This is a genomic window from Kineosporiaceae bacterium (genome assembly GCA_016713225.1).
Classification (GTDB): domain Bacteria; phylum Actinomycetota; class Actinomycetes; order Actinomycetales; family Kineosporiaceae; genus JADJPO01.
This window is the reverse complement of record JADJPO010000002.1, coordinates 931,620-949,717: the sequence shown is the minus strand read 5'-3', so window position 1 is coordinate 949,717 and position 18,098 is coordinate 931,620. Positions and strand designations below refer to the sequence as shown.

Sequence of the window (18,098 nt, the reverse complement as noted above, 5' to 3'; positions counted from 1 at the left end):
TCAGAGCGTCCGGACGGCGCGCGCCCGGACGGCGCGATCGGCCAGCTGCGCGTCGTCCGGGTAGCCGACCTCTTCGAGCACCAGGCCCTGGGGCGGCACCACCGTCACACCGCTGTCGCGGGTGCGGGCGGCGAGGACGGTTGCCAGCCAAGCCGGCTCACGGCGACCTTGCCCGACAACCAGGGCACCTCCGACCAGTGCCCGCACCATCGAGTGACAGAACGCATCGGCCACCACCCGCGCCACGACCAACTCGCCGTCGTCGGACGGCTCGCGCGACCAGGAGTACTCGAGCAGCGTCCGCACCGTCGTGGCGCCCTCACGGCGTTTGCAGAATGCGGCGAAGTCTCTGAGCCCCACCAGGTTCGCGCAGGCGGCGTTCATCGCGGCAAGATCCAACCCGGTGGACGGCGCCCGCACCGCCAGGACGTCGTGCCGCCGCAACGGCGGCGCGCCGACGGCGGCGTCGGTCACGCGGTAGGCGTATCGACGCCAGATCGCCGAGAACCGCGCATCGAAACCGGACGGCGCGACCCGCACGCCGTGGACGCGCAGGTCGGGCGGCAGCACCCCGCGCAAGGCCCGCAGCAGGGCGTCCTGCGGGGTGAACGTGGAGCGGCCCGGCACCGCCCGCCAGGCGTCGTCCGGCAGGTCGAGATGCGCGACCTGCCCCCGGGCGTGGACCCCGGCATCGGTGCGACCGGCGACCACCAGGCCCAGTGGGTCGGGCAGCCGCAGCACCTGGGCCAAAGCCAGACCGAGCACGCCCTGCACCGTGCGTCGACCGGGTTGGGCGGCCCAGCCCGAGAAGGCGGAACCGTCGTACCCCAGATCGAGCCGCAGGCGCAGGAGCGTGCTCGGCGTGTGCTCGGGTGGTGCGGTGCTCGTCAGTCGTCCTTGGACTTGCCGGCCTCGACGAAGCCGGCCTCCTCGGCCGCCGACGCGGTGCGGAAGTAGACCTCGGCGACGGTCTTGTCGTACCAGGGCGAGGCCGGGGTGTGGAACTTCATCGAGTCCCGGTTCCCCTTGACCAAGAAGCCCTCCGGCGCCTCGCCACCGTCCAGCGGCAGTCGCGACTCCGGGCCGTAGGGGCCGGACTCGACGCCCTCCGACGCGGTGTCGGCCGCGGGCGGCTCGACGTCGGTGGGGTCGAGCGCGACGTCCTCGGCCGGTGCCTCGGTCGCCTCGGCGGCCTTGTCGGCCTTGTCGGCCTTTGCCTTGTCGGCCTTCGGCTTGTCGGCCTTCGGCGTCTTGGCGGCTCGCTTGGTGGCTGCCTCGGCCTCCTTGACGGTGGCCTGCTTGGCGGTCATCGGCTCCAGGACCAACTCGATGACGGCCATCGGGGCGTTGTCGCCCTTGCGGCTGCCGATCTTGGTGATCCGGGTGTAGCCGCCGGGACGCTCGGCCATCTTCGGGGCGATCTCGGTGAACAGCTCGTGCACCACCGACTTGTCACGCACCACCGTGAGCACCCGCCGACGCGCGGCGAGATCGCCGCGCTTGGCGAAGGTGATCAGGCGCTCGGCGAGCGGACGAACCCGCTTCGCCTTGGCCTCGGTGGTGGTGATGCTGCGGTGCTCGAACAGCTGCGTGGCGAGGTTGGCCAGGAGCAGCCGCTCGTGAGCCGGTCCACCACCCAGACGCGGACCCTTGGTGGGCGTGGGCATGTCGGTCGTTCTCCTTGCTCAGGCGATCACGGGGATCAGCGGGTCATGAAGAGCTGGGGCTCAGAGCTGCTCGTCCTCGGCGAAGGACATGTCGTCGTCCGCACCGAAGCTGTCGACCACCAGCGCCGGGTCGAACCCGGGCGGGGAGTCCTTGAGCGCCAAGCCCATACCGTGCAGCTTCGCCTTGACCTCGTCGATCGACTTGGCGCCGAAGTTGCGGATGTCGAGCAGGTCGGCCTCACTGCGGGCCACGAGCTCGCCCACGGTGTGGATGCCCTCGCGCTTGAGGCAGTTGTAGGAGCGGACCGTGAGGTCGAGCTCCTCGATCGGCAGGGCCAGGTCGGCCGCCAGGGCGGCGTCGGACGGCGAGGGGCCCATGTCGATGCCCTCGGCCTCGACGTTGAGCTCACGGGCCAGGCCGAACAGCTCGACCAGCGTCTTGCCGGCCGACGCCATGGCGTCACGCGGCTGGGTCGAGGGCTTGGTCTCGACGTCCACGATCAGCCGGTCGAAGTCGGTGCGCTGCTCGACGCGGGTGGCCTCGACCTTGTAGGTGACCTTCAGCACCGGCGAGTAGATCGAGTCGACCGGGATCCGGCCGATCTCGGCCTCGCCGGACTTGTTCTGGTTCGCCGAGACGTAACCGCGACCGCGCTCGACGGTCAGCTCCATCTCGAGCTTGCCCTTGCCGTTCAGGCTGGCGATGTGCAGGTCGGGGTTGTGCACCTCGACACCCGCCGGGGGCGCGATGTCGGCGGCGGTGACCGTGCCGGGGCCCTGCTTGCGCAGGTACATCACGACCGGCTCGTCGTGCTCACTGGAGACGACGAGCTGCTTGATGTTGAGGATCAGCTCGGTGACGTCCTCCTTCACCCCCGGAACGGTGGTGAACTCGTGCAGGACGCCGTCGATGCGAATCGAGGTGACCGAGGCACCCGGGATGGACGACAGCAGCGTGCGGCGCAGGCTGTTGCCGAGGGTGTAGCCGAACCCGGGCTCGAGCGGCTCGATGACGAACCGAGAGCGGTGGTCACCGACCACTTCTTCGGTGAGGCTGGGCCTCTGAGCAATGAGCATGTCTGGAACTCCTTCTGGCGACCGCTATATGACGCCTGACAGATGAGGGCGAAGCCCTCGTCTGGATGTTTCTCGTCTTCGGTTGTTACTTCTTGCTCTTTCGGGGGCACACGGGGGCGGAGCCCCTGTGTGATTACTTCGAGTAGAGCTCGACGATCAGCTGCTCCTGCACCTGAGTGTCGATCACCTGGCGTGCCGGCAGGCCGTGCACCAGGACGCGCATCTTGCTGGGGATGACCTCGAGCCAGGCCGGAACGGTCCGCTCGCCGGTCTCCGCACGAGCGACCACGAACGGGGTCATCTCGAGCGACTTGGCCCGCACCTCGACGATGTCGTTCTCGCTCACCCGGTAGCTCGGGATGTCGACCTTGACGCCGTTCACGATCAGGTGGCCGTGGCGCACCAGCTGACGTGCCATGTCACGGGACTTGGCGAAGCCGGCCCGGTACACGACGTTGTCCAGGCGGGACTCCAGGATGCGCAGCAGGTTCTCGCCGGTCTTGCCCTGCTTGCGGTTGGCCTCTTCGTAGTAGCCACGGAACTGCTTCTCGAGGACGCCGTAGATGCGCGCAGCCTTCTGCTTCTCACGCATCTGCAGCAGGTACTCGCTCTCCTTGGTGCGCGCGCGACCGTGCTCACCCGGGGGGTAAGGACGGATCTCGATCGGGCACTTCGGGGAGTCGCACTTGGCTCCCTTGAGGAACAGCTTGGTCTTCTCGCGGCGGCAACGCTTGCAATCAGCGCCGGTGTAACGCGCCATGTGGTCTCGGTTCTCCTTCGGCTGGTCTCGCGTCTGAGGTCTGGATGCGCGTCAGACGCGGCGGCGCTTGGGCGGGCGGCACCCGTTGTGGGGGGTGGGGGTCACGTCCTGGATCGATCCGACCTCGAGGCCGGTCGCCTGCAGGGAGCGGATGGCGGTCTCGCGGCCCGAACCCGGACCCTTGACGAAGACGTCGACCTTGCGCATGCCGTGCTCCTGAGCACGGCGCGCGGCCGCCTCGGCAGCCATCTGCGCGGCGAACGGCGTCGACTTGCGCGACCCCTTGAACCCGACCTGGCCGGCCGAGGCCCACGAGATCACGGCACCGGTCGGGTCGGTGATGGACACGATGGTGTTGTTGAACGTGCTCTTGATGTGAGCGTGCCCGTGGGAGACGTTCTTCTTCTCCTTGCGGCGCGGCTTGCGCGCACCGCCGGACTGACGAGCCTTGGGGGGCATTACTTCTTCCCTGCCTTCTTCTTGCCGGCGACGGTGCGCTTCGGGCCCTTGCGGGTGCGGGCGTTGGTCTTGGTGCGCTGTCCACGCACCGGCAGGCCGCGGCGGTGCCGGAGGCCCTCGTAGCAACCGATCTCCACCTTGCGGCGGATGTCGGCGGCAACCTCACGGCGCAGGTCACCCTCGACCTTGAAGTTCACCTCGATGTAGTCGCGCAGCTTGACCAGGGACTCGTCGTCCAGGTCCTTGACCCGAAGGTCCGGGCTGACGCCGGTGGCCTTCAAGGTCTCGAGCGCACGGGTTCGGCCGATGCCGAAGATGTAGGTGAGCGCCACCTCGAGCCGCTTGTCGCGGGGGAGGTCGACGCCAACGAGACGTGCCATTGTCTGCTTTCTCTTCGCAGAGGTCTGTGGCAACACCGGTCCGCGGGCATGTGCCCACGGTCCCCGGCCTCTGTTCCGGGGGTGGCGTCCCGGGGCGTGAACCCCGGGGGTCGGGTGCTGCGTTGGGTGGTGCGAACGGCGAAGGAGTGCTGCTCAGCCCTGGCGCTGCTTGTGGCGCTGGTTGTCGCAGATCACCATGACCCGACCGTGACGGCGGATCACCTTGCACTTGTCGCAGATCTTCTTGACGCTCGGCTTGACCTTCATGGCTCCGATTTTCCGGTTACTTGTAGCGGTAGACGATGCGACCACGGGAGAGGTCGTAGGGGCTGAGCTCCACCACCACCCGGTCCTCCGGAAGGATCCGGATGTAGTGCTGGCGCATCTTGCCGGAGATATGGGCGAGGACCTTGTGTCCGTTGCTGAGCTCCACGCGAAACATCGCGTTCGGCAGCGCTTCGACCACGGTGCCCTCGATCTCGATGACCCCGTCCTTCTTTGCCATGTCCTCCGCAATTCTTCGAGCCGTATCTGGTGTGTCTCACGAGTGACGACGCCCTCCGCTCGCCAGACCAGCCGCGGGGCGAGTTCGAGGGCTACAGATGCACGTGAGCCGACAGGTGAGTGTATGCCAGCAGGCGCGCCGAACTGAAATCGATGATCACCCAGCCCCTTGCCGTGCCTCAGGGTGATCCGAATATGACAGTTGGTGACGGCGACTCGAGGTGCTGGGGCAGCGAGGGTACTGCGGTCAGGACGCGTCCGGTCGGGACGCGCTCAACAGGTGCGGCACCAGGTGGCGGTCGGGTGTCAGTCCCCGAGCGGGGCGTATCGGGACGCCGCGCCCACCGAGGCCAGGCCGGCCTCGCCGCCGTCGCGGGCCGTCAGAACCCACAGGCCGCCCTCGTACAGGGCGACACTGTGCTCGGTGTGGGCTGCCCGCTGCCCGTCGACGGTCGCCACGGTCCAGTCGTCGGCGAGCACGTGGGTGGCCGGATCCCCGGCGGTCAGCATCGGTTCGATGGCCAGGCAGATCCCGGGCCTCAGCTTCGGCCCGCGGTCGCGGGTGCGGTAGTTCAGGACGTGCGGGTCCTGGTGCATGGCCGTCCCGATGCCGTGACCGCCGTACTCCTCCACCAAGCCGTAGCGTTCGGCGACGCAATCCTCCACGGCCGCCCCGATGGCGTTGAGTCGCTCGCCCACCGCGATGGCGGCGATGCCGTGCCACATGGCCTGCTCGGTGACCGCCATCAGCTCGAGGTCGGCCGGATCCGCCGCGGACTCGCCCCCGACGACGGCGCTGAACGCCGAGTCGCCGTGCCAGCCGGCGACGATGGCGCCGCAGTCCACCGAGACCAGGTCCCCGGCCTGGAGCACTCGAGCCCCGGGGATGCCGTGGACCACCTCGTCGTTCACCGAGATGCACGTGCTGGCGGGGTAGGCCGGGCGCCCATACCCGAGGAAGGAGGGGGTGCCGCCGCCGGAACGGATCACGTCCTCGGCGACGGCGTCGAGCTCCTTGGTGGTCACGCCGACCCGCAGCTCACGCCGCACGGCGTCCAGGGCGTCGGCGACCAGCAGACCAGCAGTACGCATCAACCGCATCTGGTCGATCGACTTGTACTGGATCCGGTCGCGTCCCAACATCACCAGCGCGTCACAGGTGGTGTCAGCGCCCGTCGAGGGCGGCGAACAGCCGGTCGGTGACCTCGCCGATCTCACCCATCCCGTCGACCCGCACCAACATGCCGCGGCCGTCGAAGATGTCGATCAATGGCGCGGTCTCGGCGGCGTAGACCTCCTGGCGGTGCCGGATGACGTCCTCGGTGTCGTCCTCACGGCCCTCGATCTCGGCCCGCTTGAGCAGCCGCTGCACCAAGGCGTCGGTGTCGGCGGTGATCAGGACGACGGCGTCCAGCGGGGTGCCGGAAGCAGCCAACATGGCGTCCAGAGCGTCCACCTGAGCCGCATTGCGCGGGTAGCCATCGAGCAGGAAGCCCGGCGCCACGTCGTCCTGGGCGAGTCGGTCGGCGACCATGTCGTTGGTGACCTCGTCGGGCACCAGCCGCCCGGTCGAGGTGTAGCTCTGAGCCAGCTTGCCCAAGTCGGTTCCGCCCTTGATGTTGCTGCGGAAGATGTCACCGGTCGAGATGGCCGGGATGCCGAGCCGGGCCGCGAGGCCGACGGCCTGGGTGCCCTTTCCGGCGCCGGGGGGACCGAGCAGAACAAGCCTCATCGCAAGAACCCTTCGTAATGCCGCTGCTGCAGCTGGGACTCGATCTGTTTGACCGTCTCGAGACCGACGCCCACCACGATCAGGATGGAGGTTCCACCGAACGGGAAGGACGCCTGATTGGCCTGGATCAGGGCGAACGCGACCAAGGGGATCAGGGAGATGATGGCGAGATAGACCGATCCGGGCAAGGTAATCCGGGACAGAACATACTCGAGGTACTCAGCGGTGGGCCGACCGGCGCGGATGCCGGGGATGAACCCGCCGTACTTCTTCATGTTCTCGGCGACCTCGTCCGGGTTGAACGTGATCGACACGTAGAAGTACGTGAAGAAGATGATCAGCGCGGTGTAGATCACCATGTAGATCCAGTGGTCACCGGTCTGCAGGTACCGGCGGATGAAGGTGATCCACCCGGCGGTGCTGTCGGGCTGGAACCCGGCGATCAGCATCGGCAGGTAGAGCAGCGACGAGGCGAAGATGACCGGGATGACCCCGGCCATGTTGACCTTGATCGGGATGTAGGTGCTGGTGCCGCCGTACATCCGACGGCCGATCATGCGTTTGGCGTACTGCACCGGGATCCGCCGTTGCGACTGCTCGACGAAGATGACCAGGGCCATCACGACGATGCCGACGGCGATCACCAGCGCCAGGGTGTCCCAGCCGTGGCCGGAGGCGTCGTTCTGCTGCTTGATCCCCCACAGCGCGCCGGGGAACGTGGCCGCAATCGAGGTGAAGATCAGCAGCGACATGCCGTTGCCGACGCCTCGCTCGGTGACCAGCTCACCGAGCCACATGATCAGGCCGGTGCCGGCCGTCAGCGTGATCACCATCAGCAGGACGGTCCAGATGTCGCGCTTGGGCACGATGTCGGCCGTGCAGTTGGGGAAGATGTTGTTCGCCCGAGCCATGGCCACCAGCGTGGTCGACTGCAGGATGGCCAGGCCGATGGTCAGGTACCGGGTGTACTGCGTCAGCTTCGACGTCCCGCTCTGCCCCTCTTCCTTCAGGGCCTCGAACCTCGGGATCACCACGGTCAACAGCTGGATGATGATGCTCGCCGTGATGTACGGCATGATCCCCAGCGCGAAGATGCTCAGCTGGAGCAGCGCCCCGCCGCTGAACAGGTTGGCCAGGGCGAACGCCCCGGCGGCTCCGCTGGAGCTGTCCTGCTGGCCGATACAGCTGCGCACCGCGCTGTAGCTGATCCCCGGCGTCGGGATGAACGACCCGAGCCGGAACACGGCCATGATCGCCATCGTGAAGAACAACTTGCGACGCAGGTCGGGGGTTCGGAACGCCCGGGCGAACGCGGTGAGCACGGTTCCTCCTGATCCTCAGGGCGGAAATGGGTACGGGCCGGGTCCGGCTGCGGCGCTCGGCCGCGGGCCGGACCTGGCCCGTCATCCTCAGTCGGTCGAAGCGGTCCCGCCCGCAGCAGCGATCTTCTCGCGAGCGCTGGTGGAGAAGGCGTCGACACTCACCTGCAACGCCACACCGACCTCGCCGGTGCCCAGAACCTTGACCGGGTGTCCGGGACGCACCGCGCCCTTGGCCACCAGGTCGTCCACGGTCACCGTGCCGCCGTCCGGGTAGAGCGACGACAGCCGGTCCAGGTTGACCACCTGGTAGGTGACCCGGAACGGGTTCTTGAAGCCACGCAGCTTGGGCAGGCGCATGTGCATCGGCATCTGGCCACCCTCGAAGGCAGCCGAGACCTGGTACCGCGCCTTGGTGCCCTTGGTGCCACGTCCGGCGGTCTTGCCCTTGCTGCCCTCACCACGACCCACCCGGGTCTTGGGGGTCTTGGACCCCGGAGCAGGCCGCAGGTGGTGAACCCGCAGCGGCTTCTCGCTGTTCTGCGAGCCGGCCATGATCAGTCAACCTCCTCGACGGTGACCAAGTGGCGCACCGCCTTGACCATCCCGCGGATCTCGGGACGGTCCTCCTTCACCACGACGTGGCCGATCCGCTTCAGTCCGAGTGAACGCACTGTCTCCCGGTGAGCGGCGATCCCGCCGATCGTGGACCTGATCTGGGTCACCTTGAGCTTGGCCATCATGCACCGGTCCCGGCACGGGCTCGCAGCAGGGCGGCCGGCGCGACGTCCTCGATGGGCAGACCCCGACGGGCCGCCACCGACTCCGGACGCTCCAGACCCTTCAGCGCCGCCACCGTCGCGTGCACGATGTTGATCGCGTTCGACGACCCGAGCGACTTGCTGAGCACGTCGTGGATCCCGGCGCAGTCCAGGACCGCGCGCACCGGCCCACCGGCGATGACACCGGTACCGGGCGAAGCCGGCTTGAGCAGGACGACGCCCGCGGCCTTCTCACCCTGGATCGGGTGCGGGATGGTCCCCTGGATGCGCGGCACCTTGAAGAAGTGCTTCTTGGCCTCCTCGACACCCTTGGCGATCGCCGCGGGCACCTCCTTGGCCTTGCCGTACCCGACACCCACGGTGCCGTCGCCGTCGCCGACCACGACCAGGGCGGTGAAGCTGAACCGCCGACCACCCTTGACCACCTTGGCCACGCGGTTGATCGCCACGACCCGCTCGACGAAGGCGGTCTTCTCCGCGCCGCCGTCGCGATCGCGCCGGTTGTCCCGGTCGCGACGCTCACGCCGTCCCGAGTTCTCGCCGCCGCCGCTGGCACCGGCTCCGGCGCCAGTTCCGCGGCGCTGGGGTCCCGCCATCAGAGGTTCCTTCCCGCGTGCGTTGTCATCTCGATGCTCACAGGGACAGCCCGCCTTCGCGAGCGCCGTCCGCCACGGCCGCGACCCGGCCGTGATAGCGGTTGCCGCCGCGGTCGAAGACCACGGCCGCCACACCGGCCGCCTTCGCGCGCTCGGCCACCAGCTCGCCGACCCGCTTGGCCTTGGCGGTCTTGTCGCCCTCCAGGGTGCGCAGGTCGGCCTCGAGGGTGGACGCCGAGGCGAGCGTGCGGCCCGCGGCGTCGTCCACGATCTGGGCGACCATGTGCCGGCTGGACCGGGTGACCACCAGACGGGGACGCTCGGGGCTGCCCACGATGCGCTTGCGCACGCGCAGGTGACGGCGCTTGCGTGCCGCGTCGGTGCCCTTACCGGCCCCGCCTCCGCTGCGCTTGATGCCGATCGCCATCACTTCTTGCCTGCCTTCCCGACCTTGCGCCGGATCGTCTCCCCGGCGTACCGCACGCCCTTGCCCTTGTACGGGTCGGGCTTGCGCAGCTTGCGCAGATTGGCGGCGACCTCGCCGACCTTCTGCTTGTCGATGCCGGCGACCGAGAACCGGGTGGGCGCCTCGACCGCGAAGGTCACGCCGTCCGGTGGCTCGACCGTGATCGAGTGGCTGTAGCCCAGGGCGAACTCGAGGTTCGACCCCTTGGCCTGCACCCGGTACCCGGTACCGACGATCTCGAGCTTCTTCTCGTAGCCCTGGGTCACGCCGATCACCATGTTGGCGATCAGCGTGCGGGTCAGGCCGTGCAGGGCGCGCGAGCTGCGCTCGTCGTCCGGCCGGACGACGCGCAGCGTGGCGTCCTCACGCTCGACCGTGATCGGGGCGGCGATGGAGTGGTTCAGGGTGCCCTTGGGACCCTTGACCGTCACATCCTGACCGTCGATGGTGACCTCGACGCCGCCGGGCACGGTGATGGGCAGCTTGCCGATGCGGGACATCTCAGCTCTCCCTCACCAGACGTAGGCGAGGACTTCCCCACCCACGCCCTTCTTGTTCGCCTGCTTGTCGGTCAGCAGCCCCGAGGAGGTCGACAGGATCGCGATCCCCAGGCCACCGAGCACGCGCGGCAGGTTGGTCGACTTGGCGTAGACCCGCAGGCCGGGCTTGCTGACGCGCCGCACACCGGCGATCGAACGCTCCCGGTTGGGGCCGTACTTCAGCGTGATGGTCAGCGACTTGCCCACCTCGGCGTCACCGACTGCCCAGGAGGCGATGTAGCCCTCCTGCTGCAGGATCTCGGCGATGTGCGCCTTGAGCTTGCTGTAGGGCATCTCGACCGCGTCGTGGTAGGCCGAGTTGGCGTTGCGCAGACGGGTCAACATGTCTGCGATCGGGTCGGTCATGGTCATCGGGCTTGCACGCCCTTCCTCACCACGGTTTCGCCGGACGTTTCCGTCTCGACGACCTGCGGCGTAGCGGTTGCCTCGGAGCTGAGAACCTCACGAAGGGCTTCGTCGAGGTCCGTGGGGTCGATGGTGTCCATCGGGGCGTCGATCAACGGCATCTGATAGCGAACCGTCATCCGACCGGTGTTCGGGTACTTGCTGCGCAGTCGCACCATCTCGAGAGTGGCCATGGGGCTCACCAACTGCTCTTGGTCAGGCCCGGCAACTCGCCCCGGTGCGCCATCTCACGAAGGCACACCCGGCACAGTCCGAACTTCTTGTACACCGAATGCGGCCGGCCGCAGCGCTGGCAGCGCGTGTAGCCGCGCACCTTGAACTTGGGCTTTGCGTTGGCCTTGTTGATCAGTGCGGTCTTGGCCACGTCAGTTCTCCTTGAACGGGAATCCGAGGTGGCGCAGCAGCGCACGGCCCTCGGCGTCGGTGCCGGCGGTGGTGACCACGGTGATGTCCATACCGCGGACCCGGTCGATCCTGTCCTGGTCGATCTCGTGGAACATCGACTGCTCGTTCAGGCCGAAGGTGTAGTTGCCACGCCCGTCGAACTGCTTGGGCGACAACCCACGGAAGTCACGAATACGCGGCAGGGCCACCGACAGCAGACGGTCGAGGAACTCCCACATCCGGTCGCCCCGCAGCGTGACGTGGCAGCCGATCGGCATGCCCTCGCGCAGCTTGAACTGGGCGATCGACTTGCGCGCCTTGGTGACCTGCGGCTTCTGGCCGGTGATCGCGGCCAGGTCGCGGATGGCGCCCTCGATCAACTTGGAGTCGCGAGCTGCCTCGCCGACACCCATGTTGACCACGATCTTGACCAGACCGGGGGTCTGCATGACGTTGGAGTAGCCGAACTCGCCTCGCAGAGCCGGCGCGATGTCGCTGCGGTAGCGCTGCTTGAGCCGCGGCCCGCTGGTGAGTGTTGCAGTGCTCATCCTCAGATGTCCTTACCCGAGCGCTTCGCGACCCGGATCCGCACGGTCTTGCTGCGACCGTCGCGCTCGACGGTCTCGGTGCGGACGCCGACGCGGGTGGGCTTCTTGGTCTGCGGGTCCACCAGCATCACGTTGCTGATGTGGATCGCCGCCTCCTGGGTGACGATGCCACCCGTACGCGAACCGCGGTTGCTGGTGCCGACCTTGGTGTGCTTGGTGATCCGCTTGATGCCCTCGACCAACACCCGGTTGGTCTCGGGGTAGACGGCGATCACCTTGCCGGTCTTGCCCTTGTCCTCGGCCGCACCGGCGATCACCTGCACGGTGTCGCCCTTCTTGATCCTGATGCGGGCCATCTCAGAGCACCTCCGGGGCCAGCGAAATGATCTTCATGAACTTCTTGTCGCGCAGCTCGCGCCCGACGGGACCGAAGATGCGGGTTCCCCGCGGGTCACCGTCGTTGCGCAGGATGACGGCAGCGTTCTCGTCGAAGCGGATGTAGGAACCATCCGGACGACGACGCTCCTTGGTGGTGCGCACGACGACCGCCTTGACGACGTCGCCCTTCTTGACGTTGCCGCCCGGGATCGCGTCCTTGACCGTCGCCACGATGACGTCGCCGATACCGGCGTAGCGGCGACCGGACCCGCCGAGAACCCGGATGCACAAGATCTCCTTGGCACCCGTGTTGTCGGCGACGCGCAGTCGCGACTCCTGCTGGATCACTGAATTACTCCTCTGTCACGCTGGTTCTCGCGGGGAGCCTTGCGGAACGACACGAAAGGCGGAGCCTCTCGTGTCTGCCTCTATTGCTCTTGACTGTTCGTGTCTTTCCGGGGGGCACACGGGGGGCGGAGCCCCCTGTGCGATGTGATTACTTCGCCTTCTCGACGATCTTCTCCAGCCGCCAGCGCTTGGTCGCCGACAGCGGGCGGGTCTCCACGATCTGCACCAGGTCACCGACACCCGCCGAGTTGGCCTCGTCGTGCGCCTTGACCTTGCTGGTACGGCGCAGGACCTTGCCGTACAACGGGTGCTTGACCCGGTCCTCGACGGCGACCACCACGGTCTTGTCCATCTTGTCGCTCACCACATACCCACGGCGCACCTTGCGGTAGCCCCGGGCCTGCGATGTCACGCTCTCAGTGTCGCTCACTACTGCCTTCTCTTCCGACTCGGGCGCCATCACTGCGGTCCGGAGGTGATGCCGAGCTCGCGCTCGCGCATGATCGTGTAGATCCGGGCGATGTCACGCCGGACGGCGCGCAGCCGGCCATGGCTCTCCAACTGACCGGTCGCCGACTGGAACCGGAGGTTGAACAGCTCTTCCTTGGCCTTGCGGAGCTCCTCGAGCAGACGCTCGTCGTCGAAACCGCGAAGGCTCGCCACGGCGAGGTCCTTGGAACCGACCGCCATCACCCTTCACCACCCTCGCGCCGGACGATCCGGCACTTCATCGGCAGCTTGTGCATGGCGCGGGTGAGCGCCTCGCGTGCCACCTTCTCGTTCGGGAACGACAGCTCGAACATCACGCGTCCGGGCTTGACGTTCGCGATCCACCACTCCGGCGAACCCTTACCGGAACCCATGCGGGTTTCGGCCGGCTTCTTGGTGAGCGGACGGTCGGGGTAGATGTTGATCCACACCTTGCCGCCACGCTTGATGTGGCGGGTCATCGCGATACGCGCGGCCTCGATCTGCCGGTTGGTCACGTAAGCGGGCTCGAGCGCCTGCAGGCCCCACTCACCGAACGTCACCGCGGTGCCACCCTTGGCGGCACCCGAACGCGACGGGTGGTGCTGCTTGCGGTGCTTGACCCGACGGGGGATGAGCACGGCTCAGGCCTCCGTTTCGGTACTGGTCTCGACAGCGGCGGGAGCCTCTGCCGCAACGGCCACCGGCTCCTCGGCCACGACCGGGGCAGCGGCGTCACGACGACGCGGCGCACGGCCACGACCGCCCTCGCCACGACCACCCTCGCCACGACCACCACGGTCGTCACGACGCGGTGCCCGAGGCGCGGTGACCTGCTCACGAGCCAGCTCGCGCTGGGTCAGGTCGCCCTTGTAGATCCAGACCTTCACGCCGATCCGGCCGAAGGTGGTCTTGGCCTCGTAGAAGCCGTAGTCGATGTTCGCCCGCAGGGTGTGCAGCGGCACCCGGCCCTCGCGGTAGAACTCCGAACGGCTCATCTCGGCGCCGCCCAGACGACCGGAGCACTGCACCCGGATGCCCTTGGCGCCGGCGCGCGTCGAGGACTGCATCCCCTTGCGCATGGCGCGACGGAACGAGACCCGGCTCGCGAGCTGCTCGGCGATGCCCTGGGCGACCAGCTGCGCGTCCATCTCGGGGTTCTTGACCTCGAGGATGTTGAGCTGCACCTGCTTGCCCGTGAGCTTCTCGAGCTCGCCGCGGATGCGGTCGGCCTCGGCGCCACGGCGTCCGATCACGATGCCCGGACGGGCGGTGTGGATGTCGACCCGCACCCGGTCACGGGTGCGCTCGATCTCGACGCGGCTGATGCCGGCCCGCTCCATGCCCTTGGACATGAGCTTGCGGATCGCGACGTCTTCCTTCACGTAGTCGCGGTACCGCTGACCGGCGCGGGTGCTGTCGGCGAACCACCGGCTCTTGTGCTCGGTGGTGATGCCGAGACGGAACCCGTGCGGGTTGACCTTCTGGCCCACTAGCGGGTCCTCCCCTTCGGCTGGCCCACCACGACCGTGATGTGGCTGGTGCGCTTGTTGATCCGGTATGCGCGCCCCTGGGCACGCGGCCGGAACCGCTTCATGGTCGGCCCTTCGTCCACGTAGGCCGCCTGAACCACGAGCTCACGCTCGTCGAACGGCTCCGAGGCCCGGTCGGCCTTGGTGCGCGCATTGGCGATCGCGCTCTGCACGACCTTGCGCACCGTTTCGCTGGCGGCCTGCGGTGCGAACTCCAGCACCGCCACCGCCTCGCTGGCCTGCTTGCCCCGGATCAGGTCCACGACGCGTCGGGCCTTCATGGGCGTGACACGGACATACCGTGCCGTCGCCTTGGCTTCCATTCGTGCGTCCCTTCGATGCTCGTCTGCGCCGTCAGCGACGACGGCCCTTGCGGTCGTCCTTCTCATGACCGCGGAAGGTCCGGGTCGGAGCGAATTCCCCCAGCTTGTGGCCGATCATCGATTCGGTCACGAACACGGGGATGTGCTTGTTGCCGTTGTGAACGGCCAGGGTGTGACCCAGCATGTCGGGCACGATCATCGATCGACGCGACCAGGTCTTGATGACGTTCTTGGTGCCCTTTTCGTTCTGAACGTCCACCTTCTTCATCAGGTGGTCGTCGACGAAAGGACCCTTCTTCAAGCTGCGCGGCATGTCTTCTCGCTCTCCTGTCAGCGCTTCTTGCCGGTGCGCCGGCGGCGGACGATCAACTTGTCGCTCGGCTTGTTCGGATGACGCGTACGGCCCTCGGCCTGACCCCACGGGCTGACCGGGTGACGGCCACCGGAGGTCTTGCCCTCGCCACCACCGTGCGGGTGGTCGATCGGGTTCATGGCCACACCGCGCACCGTCGGGCGCTTGCCCTTCCAGCGCATCCGGCCGGCCTTGCCCCAGTTGATGTTCGACTGCTCGGCGTTACCCACCTCGCCGACCGTCGCGCGACAGCGGACGTCGACGTTGCGGATCTCACCGGACGGCATGCGCAGCTGCGCGTAGGGGCCGTCCTTGGCCACCAGCTGCACCGAGGCGCCGGCCGAGCGGGCGATCTTCGCCCCGCCACCCGGACGCAACTCGATCGCGTGCACCACGGTGCCGACCGGGATGTTGCGCAGCGGGAGGCTGTTGCCCGGCTTGATGTCGGCGCTGGGGCCGTTCTCGATCCGGTCACCCTGCGACAGCTTGTTCGGCGCCAGGATGTAGCGCTTCTCGCCGTCCGCGTAGTGCAGCAGCGCGATGCGCGCCGTGCGGTTGGGGTCGTACTCGATGTGCGCCACGGTGGCCGGCACGCCGTCCTTGTCGTGACGACGGAAGTCGATCAACCGGTAGGCGCGCTTGTGGCCACCACCCTGGTGCCGAGTCGTCACGCGGCCGGCGTTGTTGCGCCCCCCGGACTTGCTCAGCGGGCGGACCAGCGACTTCTCCGGCTCGGACCGGGTGATCTCGACGAAGTCGGCGACGGACGAGCCACGCCGGCCCGGCGTCGTCGGCTTGTACTTGCGGATTCCCATGTTCTGTCAGTCCTCGAGTGTCGAATCAGCTCGACCGCCGTCAGGCGGCCGGTCCGCCGAAGATGTCGATGGTGCCGTCGGCCAGGGTGACGATCGCGCGCTTGGTGTCCTTGCGATGCCCCACCCCATTGCGGGTGCGGCGCGCCTTGCCCTTGCGGTTGCTGGTGTTCACCGAGGAGACCTTGACCCCGAAGACCTGCTCGACCGCCTGCTTGATCTGGGTCTTGTTGGCCCGCGGGTCCACCAGGAAGGTGTACTTCCCCTCGTCCAGCAGGCCGTAGCTCTTCTCCGAGACGACCGGCGCGAACAGGATGTCGCGCGGATCGGCGTGGACGTTTCCGGCGGTGCTCACTTGGCGGCCTCCTCGTCGCTGGCAGTGCCGGACGACGCGCTCGTCCCGATCGCCTTGGCGCCCTTACCCCGAGCCGGACCGGCCAGGAAGGCCTCGAGCGCCCCGGAGGTGAAGACCACCGAGTCGGCGCACAGCACGTCGTAGGTGTTGAGCTGGTCGGCGAAGAGCAGGTGGGCGCGGCCCACGTTGCGCAGGCTCTTCCAGGTCAGTTCGTCGGTCCGGTCCAGGACGACGAGCACCCGGGCTGCCTCGCTGATGGCGGCCAGTGCCGCGGACGCCGTCTTGGTGGACGGAGCCTCACCGCCCAGCAGAGACGAGACCACGTGCACCCGACCGTGACGTGCCCGGTCGGACAGTGCGCCCCGCAGTGCGGCCGCCTTCATCTTCTTGGGGGTCCGCTGGCTGTAGTCGCGCGGCGAGGGGCCGTGCACGACGCCGCCACCGGCGAACTGCGGCGCCCGGGTCGAACCCTGGCGGGCGCGGCCGGTGCCCTTCTGCTTGTACGGCTTCTTGCCACCACCGCGAACCTCGCCGCGGTTCTTGGTGTCGGCCGTGCCCTGACGGGCGGCAGCGAGCTGGGCCACCACGACCTGGTGGATCAGCGGGACATTGGTCTGAACCTCGAAGATCTCGGCCGGCAGCTCCACGCTGCCCGCCTTCTTGCCCGAGGCGTCGAGAACATCGACGGTAGCCATGAGGTCAGGCTCCCTTCGCGGCGGTCTTGACCAGCACCACGGACCCCTTGGGGCCGGGCACCGCACCCTTGATCAGCAGCAGGCCGCGCTCGGCGTCCACAGCGTGCACGATCAGGTTCTGCGTGGTCTGTCGGACGGCGCCCATGCGGCCCGCCATACGCACGCCCTTGAAGACGCGAGCCGGCGTGGCGCAGGCGCCGATGGACCCGGGCGAGCGGTGCTTGCGCTGGGTACCGTGCGAGGCGCCCAGGCCATGGAAGCCGTGGCGCTTCATGACGCCCGCGGTGCCCTTGCCCTTGGTCCGGCCGACGACGTCGACGTGCTGGCCGGCCTCGAACAGCTCGGCGGTCAGCTCCTGCCCCAGTGCGTGCTCGCCGGCGTCGGCGGTGCGCAGTTCGACCAGGAACCGGCGCGGGGTGACGCCCGCCTTGGCGAAGTGACCGGCCATGGGCTGGTTCACCTTGCGGGGGTCGATCGCGCCGTAGGCGATCTGGACGGCGTCGTAGCCGTCGGCGTCAGCCGAGCGAACCTGGCTGACCACGCACGGGCCGGCCGCGACGACGGTGACGGGGACCAGCTTGTTGTCGGCGTCCCAGACCTGGGTCATGCCCAGCTTCTCGCCGAGCAGGCCCTTGACGGTGGATTTCTGACTCATCACAGGCCTCAGAGCTTGATCTCGATGTCGACCCCGGCCGGCAGGTCGAGCCGCATGAGCGAGTCGACGGTCTTCGGCGTGGGGTTGATGATGTCGATCAGCCGCTTGTGGGTGCGCATCTCGAAGTGCTCGCGGCTGTCCTTGTACTTGTGCGGAGAACGGATCACGCAGTACACGTTCTTCTCCGTCGGCAGCGGCACCGGTCCGGCCACCGTGGCACCAGTGCGGACCACCGTGTCGACGATCTTGCGCGCCGAGCTGTCGATGACCTCGTGGTCGTAGGCCTTGAGCCGGATGCGGATCTTCTGTCCCGCCATGGCTTCGCTGTGCTCTCTCTCTTCCGAAAAGCTGTGGTGACCCGCCGACCCCCGAGGTCGGGCGTGTCGCGAACTCGACTCGTGCCCGACCCGATGAGATCTGGGCTGGGACGTCGCCGCCGGCGACTGACGCCCACCATGGTCTGGCGGGCGTCGCGTGCCGCGACGGAGCGCGGAACAACCTGTTCAGTCTGCCAGAACGACGCTGGCCTTGACCAATCGGG

General features: G+C 68.0%; 33 protein-coding genes. All 33 read right to left on the bottom strand.

The annotated features are described in order from the left end of the window. The 33 genes from truA to rpsJ all read right to left on the bottom strand — a co-directional run bounded on the left by truA (position 1) and on the right by rpsJ (position 17,874). Positions 1-849 (bottom strand): tRNA pseudouridine(38-40) synthase TruA, encoded by an 849-nt coding sequence (gene truA, locus IPK24_10340; GenBank protein MBK8075948.1) that lies wholly within the window; start codon positions 847-849, stop codon positions 1-3. Between the two features lie 38 nt (positions 850-887). After that, on the bottom strand, positions 888-1,667 hold the full coding sequence (gene rplQ / locus IPK24_10335; GenBank protein ID MBK8075947.1) for a 50S ribosomal protein L17: 780 nt from the start codon (positions 1,665-1,667) through the stop codon (positions 888-890). A gap of 60 nt (positions 1,668-1,727) precedes the next feature. Beyond that, entirely contained in the window at positions 1,728-2,744 is a 1,017-nt protein-coding gene (locus IPK24_10330; protein MBK8075946.1) for a DNA-directed RNA polymerase subunit alpha, read from the bottom strand. Positions 2,745-2,877: 133 nt separating this feature from the next. Further along, positions 2,878-3,504 carry a 30S ribosomal protein S4 gene (gene rpsD / locus IPK24_10325; protein ID MBK8075945.1) on the bottom strand — a complete coding sequence of 209 codons (627 nt, stop codon included), beginning with the start codon at positions 3,502-3,504 and terminating at the stop codon, positions 2,878-2,880. A 51-nt stretch (positions 3,505-3,555) separates the two neighbouring features. Beyond that, complete coding sequence (gene rpsK / locus IPK24_10320; GenBank protein MBK8075944.1) at positions 3,556-3,963, bottom strand: 30S ribosomal protein S11; 408 nt, start codon at positions 3,961-3,963, stop codon at positions 3,556-3,558. Beyond that, a complete protein-coding gene (gene rpsM / locus IPK24_10315; GenBank protein MBK8075943.1) occupies positions 3,963-4,343 on the bottom strand; it encodes a 30S ribosomal protein S13 in 381 nt (126 codons plus the stop codon). Before rpsM ends, rpsK begins: the two co-directional genes overlap by 1 nt. Before the next feature lie 153 nt (positions 4,344-4,496). After that, positions 4,497-4,610: a 50S ribosomal protein L36 gene (rpmJ, locus tag IPK24_10310; protein ID MBK8075942.1), complete on the bottom strand. Its 114-nt coding sequence runs from the start codon at positions 4,608-4,610 to the stop codon at positions 4,497-4,499. Positions 4,611-4,626: 16 nt separating this feature from the next. Beyond that, entirely contained in the window at positions 4,627-4,848 is a 222-nt protein-coding gene (gene infA, locus IPK24_10305; protein ID MBK8075941.1) for a translation initiation factor IF-1, read from the bottom strand. A gap of 305 nt (positions 4,849-5,153) precedes the next feature. Then, positions 5,154-5,990, bottom strand: a complete 837-nt coding sequence (gene map, locus IPK24_10300; protein ID MBK8075940.1) for a type I methionyl aminopeptidase — start codon at positions 5,988-5,990, stop codon at positions 5,154-5,156. Positions 5,991-6,012: 22 nt separating this feature from the next. Then, positions 6,013-6,579 (bottom strand): adenylate kinase, encoded by a 567-nt coding sequence (locus IPK24_10295; GenBank protein ID MBK8075939.1) that lies wholly within the window; start codon positions 6,577-6,579, stop codon positions 6,013-6,015. After that, positions 6,576-7,901 (bottom strand): preprotein translocase subunit SecY, encoded by a 1,326-nt coding sequence (gene secY, locus IPK24_10290; protein MBK8075938.1) that lies wholly within the window; start codon positions 7,899-7,901, stop codon positions 6,576-6,578. The genes IPK24_10295 and secY overlap by 4 nt, the downstream gene beginning before the upstream one ends. An 87-nt stretch (positions 7,902-7,988) precedes the next feature. Further along, entirely contained in the window at positions 7,989-8,453 is a 465-nt protein-coding gene (gene rplO, locus IPK24_10285; GenBank protein ID MBK8075937.1) for a 50S ribosomal protein L15, read from the bottom strand. A 2-nt stretch (positions 8,454-8,455) separates the two neighbouring features. Then, positions 8,456-8,641 carry a 50S ribosomal protein L30 gene (gene rpmD / locus IPK24_10280; protein ID MBK8075936.1) on the bottom strand — a complete coding sequence of 62 codons (186 nt, stop codon included), beginning with the start codon at positions 8,639-8,641 and terminating at the stop codon, positions 8,456-8,458. Then, the gene (gene rpsE / locus IPK24_10275) at positions 8,638-9,276 is read right to left on the bottom strand and encodes a 30S ribosomal protein S5 (protein ID MBK8075935.1); all 639 of its coding nucleotides are present in this window, start codon (positions 9,274-9,276) and stop codon (positions 8,638-8,640) included. The genes rpmD and rpsE overlap by 4 nt, the downstream gene beginning before the upstream one ends. A 37-nt stretch (positions 9,277-9,313) precedes the next feature. Continuing rightward, positions 9,314-9,703: a 50S ribosomal protein L18 gene (rplR, locus tag IPK24_10270; protein MBK8075934.1), complete on the bottom strand. Its 390-nt coding sequence runs from the start codon at positions 9,701-9,703 to the stop codon at positions 9,314-9,316. Beyond that, positions 9,703-10,242 carry a 50S ribosomal protein L6 gene (rplF, locus tag IPK24_10265; GenBank protein MBK8075933.1) on the bottom strand — a complete coding sequence of 180 codons (540 nt, stop codon included), beginning with the start codon at positions 10,240-10,242 and terminating at the stop codon, positions 9,703-9,705. The genes rplR and rplF overlap by 1 nt, the downstream gene beginning before the upstream one ends. A gap of 12 nt (positions 10,243-10,254) precedes the next feature. Continuing rightward, positions 10,255-10,653 (bottom strand): 30S ribosomal protein S8, encoded by a 399-nt coding sequence (gene rpsH, locus IPK24_10260; protein MBK8075932.1) that lies wholly within the window; start codon positions 10,651-10,653, stop codon positions 10,255-10,257. After that, positions 10,650-10,880: a hypothetical protein gene (locus tag IPK24_10255; protein ID MBK8075931.1), complete on the bottom strand. Its 231-nt coding sequence runs from the start codon at positions 10,878-10,880 to the stop codon at positions 10,650-10,652. The genes rpsH and IPK24_10255 overlap by 4 nt, the downstream gene beginning before the upstream one ends. A 5-nt stretch (positions 10,881-10,885) precedes the next feature. Then, positions 10,886-11,071, bottom strand: coding sequence for a type Z 30S ribosomal protein S14 (locus tag IPK24_10250; protein ID MBK8075930.1), 186 nt, complete (start codon positions 11,069-11,071; stop codon positions 10,886-10,888). A gap of 1 nt (position 11,072) precedes the next feature. Beyond that, on the bottom strand, positions 11,073-11,639 hold the full coding sequence (rplE, locus tag IPK24_10245; GenBank protein ID MBK8075929.1) for a 50S ribosomal protein L5: 567 nt from the start codon (positions 11,637-11,639) through the stop codon (positions 11,073-11,075). A 2-nt stretch (positions 11,640-11,641) separates the two neighbouring features. Continuing rightward, positions 11,642-11,986 carry a 50S ribosomal protein L24 gene (rplX, locus tag IPK24_10240; GenBank protein MBK8075928.1) on the bottom strand — a complete coding sequence of 115 codons (345 nt, stop codon included), beginning with the start codon at positions 11,984-11,986 and terminating at the stop codon, positions 11,642-11,644. 10 nt (positions 11,987-11,996) lie between these two features. Next, positions 11,997-12,365: a 50S ribosomal protein L14 gene (gene rplN / locus IPK24_10235; GenBank protein MBK8075927.1), complete on the bottom strand. Its 369-nt coding sequence runs from the start codon at positions 12,363-12,365 to the stop codon at positions 11,997-11,999. Positions 12,366-12,513: 148 nt separating this feature from the next. Then, complete coding sequence (rpsQ, locus tag IPK24_10230) at positions 12,514-12,825, bottom strand: 30S ribosomal protein S17 (protein ID MBK8075926.1); 312 nt, start codon at positions 12,823-12,825, stop codon at positions 12,514-12,516. After that, entirely contained in the window at positions 12,825-13,055 is a 231-nt protein-coding gene (locus tag IPK24_10225) for a 50S ribosomal protein L29 (GenBank protein MBK8075925.1), read from the bottom strand. The genes rpsQ and IPK24_10225 overlap by 1 nt, the downstream gene beginning before the upstream one ends. Further along, positions 13,055-13,474 (bottom strand): 50S ribosomal protein L16, encoded by a 420-nt coding sequence (gene rplP, locus IPK24_10220; protein ID MBK8075924.1) that lies wholly within the window; start codon positions 13,472-13,474, stop codon positions 13,055-13,057. Before rplP ends, IPK24_10225 begins: the two co-directional genes overlap by 1 nt. A gap of 3 nt (positions 13,475-13,477) precedes the next feature. Then, a complete protein-coding gene (gene rpsC, locus IPK24_10215; protein ID MBK8075923.1) occupies positions 13,478-14,326 on the bottom strand; it encodes a 30S ribosomal protein S3 in 849 nt (282 codons plus the stop codon). Then, a complete protein-coding gene (rplV, locus tag IPK24_10210) occupies positions 14,326-14,688 on the bottom strand; it encodes a 50S ribosomal protein L22 (GenBank protein MBK8075922.1) in 363 nt (120 codons plus the stop codon). Before rplV ends, rpsC begins: the two co-directional genes overlap by 1 nt. Positions 14,689-14,719: 31 nt before the next feature. Continuing rightward, complete coding sequence (gene rpsS / locus IPK24_10205) at positions 14,720-15,001, bottom strand: 30S ribosomal protein S19 (GenBank protein ID MBK8075921.1); 282 nt, start codon at positions 14,999-15,001, stop codon at positions 14,720-14,722. A 17-nt stretch (positions 15,002-15,018) separates the two neighbouring features. Then, complete coding sequence (gene rplB, locus IPK24_10200; GenBank protein ID MBK8075920.1) at positions 15,019-15,855, bottom strand: 50S ribosomal protein L2; 837 nt, start codon at positions 15,853-15,855, stop codon at positions 15,019-15,021. Between the two features lie 40 nt (positions 15,856-15,895). After that, positions 15,896-16,207, bottom strand: coding sequence for a 50S ribosomal protein L23 (gene rplW / locus IPK24_10195; protein MBK8075919.1), 312 nt, complete (start codon positions 16,205-16,207; stop codon positions 15,896-15,898). After that, entirely contained in the window at positions 16,204-16,902 is a 699-nt protein-coding gene (gene rplD / locus IPK24_10190) for a 50S ribosomal protein L4 (GenBank protein MBK8075918.1), read from the bottom strand. The genes rplW and rplD overlap by 4 nt, the downstream gene beginning before the upstream one ends. A gap of 4 nt (positions 16,903-16,906) precedes the next feature. Continuing rightward, positions 16,907-17,557: a 50S ribosomal protein L3 gene (gene rplC, locus IPK24_10185; GenBank protein MBK8075917.1), complete on the bottom strand. Its 651-nt coding sequence runs from the start codon at positions 17,555-17,557 to the stop codon at positions 16,907-16,909. Positions 17,558-17,565: 8 nt separating this feature from the next. Then, entirely contained in the window at positions 17,566-17,874 is a 309-nt protein-coding gene (gene rpsJ / locus IPK24_10180) for a 30S ribosomal protein S10 (GenBank protein MBK8075916.1), read from the bottom strand. Positions 17,875-18,098: the final 224 nt, after the last annotated feature.